A 6,809-nucleotide genomic window follows, 5' to 3' on the forward strand; every position below is an offset into this window, starting at 1 on the left:
AAGCGTAGCCGCCCCGCGGGCCCGGTCCCGCGGCTCACCCGTCCCTGCGGATCCAGCGGAACGTGAAGCGGCAAAGTAGCAGCCCCGCCACCAGCCACACGCCCATGACCAGCGCCACGAGCCCCAGGTTCCAGGCGCCGCCAGGCTCCATGGCCTCGAAGGACCGCGGCAGGAAAACGGCCCGCATGCCCTGCGCCATCCATTTCAGCGGAAAGATGCTGGCAAAATTTTGCAGCCAGCCCGGCAGCTGCGCAAAGTTCAGGTACACGCCGGAGATGAATTGCAGCAGCAGCACTATGGGAATCACCACGGCCGTGGCCGACTTGCCGGTGCGGGGCAGGGCCGACAGTGCTATGCCCAGCACGCAGCTGGTGATGACCCCGAACAGGAACACCCACGCAAAGGTGAACCATTTGTCCGCGCCCTGCGGCATGGGCACGTTGAACGCGAAGCGGGCCACCAGCAGCAACAGGGTGACCTGGAGGACGGAGCTGGCCAGGACCATGCCGATCTTGCCGCAGAAGTAGGAAAACACCGGCAGGGGAATGCCGCCCAGGCGCTTGAGCGTGCCGTCGCCCTTTTCGCCGGCAATGTCCACGCCCAGGTTCTGCACGCCGCTGAGCAGCATGCCCGCCGCCACCATGCCGGGGACGTAAAACGCCGCCCAGGTGATGCCGCCGCTGCCGTCCGGGGGCGCCCCAATGTTGGGGCTGGTGCTGAAAGCCACGGCAAACACGGACAGCATCAGGATGGGGAACAGGAAGGTGAAAAAGACCGAATCGCCCTGGCGGAAGTACAGCCGCAGCTCGTAGCCGATGCGGAACCAGCCCAGGCGCAGCGTCCTCATGCTTCCACTTCCTGGTCCGCAGGATCCGCGACAGCCCCCGCACCCACCAGGTTTAGGTAAATGTCCTCAAGGCTGGGCCGGCTGATATCCAGGGCCTCCACCTCGCCGCCTGCCTCCGCGTACAGCCGTGCCGCCAGCGCCGATGGTTCCGCGGTGCGCTGTGAATGCCCGACGCCGGCCTGCCGCCACCGCACGATCGGCACCTTGGCCTGGGCCCCGCCAATTTCGTCAATGCCGCCGATGTCCACCAGCTTCCCGCCAACGATCACCCCTGCGCGGTCCGCCAGCGTGGCTGCCTCATCCAGGTAGTGGGTGGTGAGCAGGATGGTGGTGCCCTCGGCCTTGAGCTGGCCGATCAACGCCCAGAACTGGCGCCGGGCCTCCGGGTCGAAGCCCGTGGTGGGTTCATCGAGGAACAGCAGCTCGGGCCTGCCGATGATCCCCAGCGCCACGTCCACGCGCCGCCGCTGGCCGCCGGAGAGCTTGCTGATCCGCGTTTTCGCCTTCCCCGCCAACCCGACGGCCTCGATGACCTCTCCGACGCTGCGCGGCTTGGGGTAGTAGCGGGCAAAGTGTGTGAGCTGCTCCAGCACCGTGACGTTTCCGCTCTCCCCGCTGGACTGGAGCACAATCCCCAGCCGTGCCTTCCAGTCCAGGCCGGCATGCGCCGGGTCGGCGCCCAGCACTGAAACTTCCCCGCTGCTGCGGTCGCGGTAGCCCTCCAGAATTTCTATGGTGGTGCTCTTGCCCGCGCCGTTGGGGCCCAGCAGCGCGAAGGTTTCCCCTTCCTGGATCTCAAAGCTGACGCCGTCCACGGCGTTTGCGCCGCCATAGGACTTGCTCAGCTTGCGGACAAGGACGGGCGGCGCACCGGGGTTCATGGGTGTCATGCTTGCACCACCCGCCGCCGGCGGCAAGGGTGCCGCGGGGCTGGATGCCGCCCGGGGGTGCGCCAACAGCGAAACCCGGCCCTCCGGCGTCGTTCATTTTGGCGAAATGCTGGCACTCGCCTTGACCGAGTGCTAACCAAGTCAATAGAGTCAGTGTTAGCACTCCCACCCCGAGGGTGCTAACTAAAGAACTCTTTGGCCATGTGGTCACAGCCGGCACCGCGACGACGGTTGGGATCTGCAAGCATGGCCGCAAGGTTCGCCAGTCATCCATGGAAATTTCACGCAAAGGAGAGATCCGAGTGTCGGTCTCTATTAAGCCTCTTGAGGATCGTATTGTTGTCCGCCAGCTCGAAGCAGAGCTGACCACCGCCTCCGGCCTGGTTATCCCGGACACTGCCAAGGAGAAGCCCCAGGAGGGCGAAGTTGTGGCAGTGGGCCCCGGCCGCGTTGATGACAACGGCAACCGCGTCCCGATCGATGTTGCCGTCGGCGACGTCGTCCTCTACTCCAAGTACGGTGGAACCGAAGTAAAGACCGGCGGCGAAGAGCTGCTGGTGCTTTCGGCCCGCGACGTGCTCGCCATCGTCGTCAAGTAACCACTTTTGTAACTGCCCCGCGACCGGGACCGAACACGGTCACGCCGCGGGGCCTTTACGTGAAAGGACAAACGCATGGCAAAGCAGCTTGTATTTAATGACAGCGCACGCAAGGCCCTCGAGGCCGGAATCGACAAGCTGGCCGACACCGTCAAGGTGACCCTCGGCCCGCGTGGACGCAATGTAGTGCTGGACAAGAAGTGGGGCGCCCCCACGATCACCAACGACGGCGTCACGATCGCCCGCGAGGTGGAGCTGGAAGACCCCTACGAAAACCTTGGTGCGCAGCTGGCCAAGGAAGTCGCCACGAAGACCAACGATGTTGCCGGCGACGGCACCACCACGGCCACCGTGCTGGCACAGGCCCTGGTCAAGGAAGGCCTGCGCAACGTTGCCGCGGGTGCGGCTCCCGGCGAGCTCAAGCGCGGCATCCAGGTGGCGGTTGAGGCCATCGCCAAGCGCCTGCTGGAGAATGCGCGCCCGGTGGAGGGTGGACAGGTGGCCGAGGTTGCCGCCATTTCCGCCCAGAGCCAGGAAATCGGCGACCTGCTCGCCGAGGCCTTCAACAAGGTCGGCAAGGACGGCGTCATCACCATCGAGGAATCCTCGACGACGTCCACCGAGCTGGTCCTCACCGAAGGCATGCAGTTCGACAAGGGCTACCTGTCCCCGTACTTCGTCACCGACGCGGAACGCCAGGAAGCCGTCATGGAAGATGCGCTGATCCTCATCAACCAGGGCAAGATCTCCAGCCTGCAGGAATTCCTGCCGCTGCTGGAAAAGGCCCTGGCTGCCGGCAAGCCGCTGTTCATCATTGCCGAGGACGTCGACGGCGAGGCACTGTCCACGCTGATCGTCAACCGCCTCCGCGGCACGCTGAACGTTGTTGCCGTCAAGGCTCCCGGCTTTGGCGACCGCCGCAAGGCAATGCTCCAGGACATCGCGATCCTGACCGGTGCCCAGGTTGTCTCCCCGGAGATCGGCCTGTCCCTGGACCAGGTTGGCCTTGAGGTGCTGGGCACGGCCCGCCGCATCACGGTCACGAAGGACACCACCACCATCGTGGACGGTTCCGGCACCACCGAAGACGTGGCCGCCCGCGTGGCCCAGCTGCGCGCCGAGCTTGAGCGCACCGACTCCGACTGGGACAAGGAAAAGCTCCAGGAACGCCTGGCCAAGCTGGCCGGCGGCATCGGCGTGATCAAGGTTGGCGCAGCCACCGAGGTTGAGCTGAAGGAAAAGAAGCACCGCATTGAGGACGCCGTGTCCGCAACGCGTGCCGCCCTGGAAGAGGGCATTGTGGCCGGTGGCGGTTCCGCGCTGGTCCAGGCAGCCAAGGCCCTCGACGAGGACCCCACGGTTGCCGCCCTGGAAGGCGATTCCGCAACGGCCATCGAGCTGGTCCGCAAGGCAGTGGCCCAGCCGCTGCGCTGGATTGCCCAGAACGCAGGCCACGACGGCTACGTTGTGGTCCACAAGGTGGGCGAGCTTGAAGCCGGCTTCGGCTTCAACGCGGCCACCGGCGAATACGGCAACCTGGTCGAGGCCGGCGTCATTGACCCGGTCAAGGTCACCCGTTCGGCACTGCGCAACGCAGCCTCCATCGCGGCCCTGGTGCTCACCACCGAGGTGCTCGTGACGGAGAAGCCTGCCGAGGATGCAGAAGCAGGCCACAGCCACTAACACTGGCCGGCTTTTCCTAATCTGCCACCGTTCCCGTTTTTCGCGCCCGTTCCATCGGGTGCAAAAAGCGGGAACGGTGGCATTTTTGCGTCAACGCCGGAACGCGCTGCGGGAACCCACGCCACCAATGGCGGCCCGCGCATGTGCGGCCGAGTACCGCGTGGGTGCCGGGCGCCGCCGTCGTGCAAGGCGGTAGCCGAGCAGCACCAGGGCGGCACTGAGGACAATGCCGGCCGCATTCAGAAGCAATTGCAGCGCGGAACCGGCAGCCCTGCCGGGCTCGCCCAGCACCAGCGCCACTGCCACATAGCCCGCCGCAGGCACGGTGGTGACGGAGATGAAAACCCCCACCAGGGCCGCGGACTTTTTGCCGATCAGCGACAGCATGCCCGCCGCGCCCGCCAGGACCGCCACAATGAACGAATATGGGCCGGGATGGTAAATGAATTCCGTGGCCCGGTTGGCACCGAGCACATCGGCGGGGCTGAACAGGCCCAGCCAAACGGAGGCCGCCGTGGCCAGTGCCGCCAGGAGCATTGCCACGGGGAAGCCAAGGCACAGGGCCGCCGCGGCACGGCGCGCCAGCTTCCACCGCCTGTCCACGATGGCCAGTGCCAGGCCGGCTAGCGGACCGAACTCCGGACCCACCACCATGGCGCCCACAATGGCAATCGTGGAATCGGTGACGATGCCGATGCCCGCCAGCTGGACGGCAATGGCCAGGAATGCCAGGTAGCTCCACGTCAGCTTGGAATCGTCGCTGGTGTCCTGCTCCACCTCATCCCAAATGATGGCGTCGGCACCGTCGCCCGCCACCTGGCCCTCGGCCTTGTCCAGACGGTCGGAGATGACCAGCTCCGGGGCCGTGACGCTGAGGGATCCCACCTCGGCGATGTTCAGGGTGTGCAGTTTTTGCAGCAGCTCCTCCACGCCTTCACGCACGGCCTGCAGGACAATGACGTCGCCTGCCGGAAGCATTGCTGCGCCCGCCATGACGGTGATTTCCGACACGGCCGCTTGGCTGCGGGCAATGGAAACCACGTCCCCTGTCAGCTCGGAAGGGACAACAATGCGTAGTTGCAGGGCCATGGGGGTCCTTCTGCGTGGAGGCGGGTGTGGGAATGAGTCTACGAGAGCGCCCACGGCACCGCCATGGCATGGAATAGGGCTGGTGCTGGAATCGTTTTAGACTGTAAACAACGCACAGACCAGCTCCGTAATCACGGGGCAGGCCATCGGATGCACACCCCACCGGTTCTACCCCCGCCAAGGAGCCTTCGTGTCCCAGCCTGAAATCCATGATCCCTTCGCCTTTGTTGGCCTTACGTATGACGACGTTCTGCTCCTCCCCGGCCACACGGATGTCATCCCTTCCGAAGCGGACACCAGTTCACGGGTTTCCAAGCGGATCACTGTTGCCACCCCGCTGCTGTCGGCAGCCATGGACACCGTCACGGAGTCCCGGATGGCCATTGCCATGGCGCGCCAGGGCGGTTTGGGCGTGGTTCACCGCAACCTCTCCATCCAGCGCCAGGCCGAGGAAGTGGACCTGGTCAAGCGCAGCGAATCAGGCATGATCACCAACCCCGTCACTGTGGGCCCGGACGCCACCCTGGCCGAACTGGACGAGCTGTGCGCCCGTTTCCGCGTCTCCGGGCTGCCCGTCGTCGACAAGGACGGCCGCCTCGTGGGCATCGTCACGAACCGCGACACGGTGTTCATCCCGGAAAGCGAATACCCCACCCGCCTTGTGCGGGACGTCATGACCCGCATGCCCCTGGTGACAGGGCGCGTGGGCATCAGCCGCGAAGAGGCCTCGGGACTGCTGGCCAAGAACAAGATTGAAAAACTGCCCCTCGTGGACGCCTCGGGCGTGCTGCGCGGGCTGATCACCGTCAAGGACTTTTCCAAGGCTGAGCAGTACCCGCTGGCCACCAAGGACTCCGAAGGCCGCCTGCTGGTTGGCGCGGCCGTGGGCTTCTTCGGTGACGGCTACGAGCGTGCCATGACACTGGTTGAGGCCGGCGTTGACGCCCTGTTCATCGACACCGCGAACGGCCACAGCCAGGGCGTGCTGGAAATGATCAGCCGCCTCAAGGGCGAAAAGGCTGCCGCGCATGTCGACATCATCGGCGGCCAGGCTGCCACCCGCGAAGGCGCCCAGGCCCTGATCGACGCCGGTGCCGACGGCATCAAGGTGGGCGTTGGCCCGGGCTCCATCTGCACCACCCGCGTGGTGGCCGGTGTGGGCGTTCCGCAGATCACCGCCATCTACGAGTCCGCCAAGGCAGCCATTCCTGCCGGTGTGCCCCTGATTGCCGACGGCGGCCTGCAGTATTCCGGCGACATCGGCAAGGCCCTGGTGGCCGGTGCCGACACCGTCATGATCGGCTCCCTCCTGGCCGGCACCGAGGAATCACCGGGTGAGACGGTGTTCGTCAACGGCAAGCAGTACAAGGCCTACCGCGGGATGGGCTCGCTGGGCGCCATGCAGTCCCGCGGCCAAAACACGTCCTATTCCAAGGACCGCTACTTCCAGGCCGACGTCTCGGGAGACGAAAAGCTCATTCCGGAAGGCATCGAGGGGCGCGTGGCCTACCGCGGGCCGCTGTCCTCCGTGGCCTACCAGCTGGTGGGCGGCCTGCGCCAGACCATGTTCTACGTGGGCTCGCCCAACATTGCTGAGCTCAAGGCACGCGGCAAGTTTGTCCGCATCACCGCCGCCGGCCTGAAGGAATCGCACCCCCACGACATCCAGATGACGGTCGAGGCCCCGAACTACCTCAGCAA

General features: G+C 65.6%; 7 protein-coding genes. 4 read left to right on the forward strand and 3 right to left on the reverse strand.

The genetic code is table 11. The features are described from left to right. Nucleotides 1-34: 34 nt before the first annotated feature. Nucleotides 35-847 (reverse strand): ABC transporter permease, encoded by an 813-nt coding sequence (locus G6N77_RS17390; protein WP_165183434.1) that lies wholly within the window; start codon nt 845-847, stop codon nt 35-37. Beyond that, complete coding sequence (locus tag G6N77_RS17395; RefSeq protein WP_165183442.1) at nt 844-1,728, reverse strand: ABC transporter ATP-binding protein; 885 nt, start codon at nt 1,726-1,728, stop codon at nt 844-846. The genes G6N77_RS17390 and G6N77_RS17395 overlap by 4 nt, the downstream gene beginning before the upstream one ends. A gap of 7 nt (nt 1,729-1,735) precedes the next feature. Here G6N77_RS17395 and G6N77_RS17400 point away from each other — a divergent pair, with 7 nt between their 5' ends. From G6N77_RS17400 to groL, 3 genes are all read left to right on the forward strand, one after another. Continuing rightward, a complete protein-coding gene (locus tag G6N77_RS17400; RefSeq protein ID WP_165183435.1) occupies nt 1,736-1,873 on the forward strand; it encodes a hypothetical protein in 138 nt (45 codons plus the stop codon). Nucleotides 1,874-2,039: 166 nt separating this feature from the next. Further along, entirely contained in the window at nt 2,040-2,336 is a 297-nt protein-coding gene (groES, locus tag G6N77_RS17405) for a co-chaperone GroES (RefSeq protein ID WP_165183436.1), read from the forward strand. 75 nt (nt 2,337-2,411) lie between these two features. Next, on the forward strand, nt 2,412-4,019 hold the full coding sequence (gene groL, locus G6N77_RS17410) for a chaperonin GroEL (protein WP_165183437.1): 1,608 nt from the start codon (nt 2,412-2,414) through the stop codon (nt 4,017-4,019). A 90-nt stretch (nt 4,020-4,109) separates the two neighbouring features. Here the strand turns inward: groL and G6N77_RS17415 are convergent, their stop codons facing one another. Beyond that, on the reverse strand, nt 4,110-5,108 hold the full coding sequence (locus tag G6N77_RS17415) for a DUF389 domain-containing protein (protein ID WP_165183438.1): 999 nt from the start codon (nt 5,106-5,108) through the stop codon (nt 4,110-4,112). Between the two features lie 190 nt (nt 5,109-5,298). On the opposite strand from G6N77_RS17415, the gene guaB reads away from it, so the two are divergent. Continuing rightward, nucleotides 5,299-6,809, forward strand: a 1,511-nt coding sequence (guaB, locus tag G6N77_RS17420) for an IMP dehydrogenase (RefSeq protein ID WP_165183439.1), incomplete at its 3' end; no start/stop codon positions are given.

The sequence above is a fragment of the Arthrobacter silviterrae genome (genome assembly GCF_011045165.1).
GTDB lineage: Bacteria > Actinomycetota > Actinomycetes > Actinomycetales > Micrococcaceae > Specibacter > Specibacter silviterrae.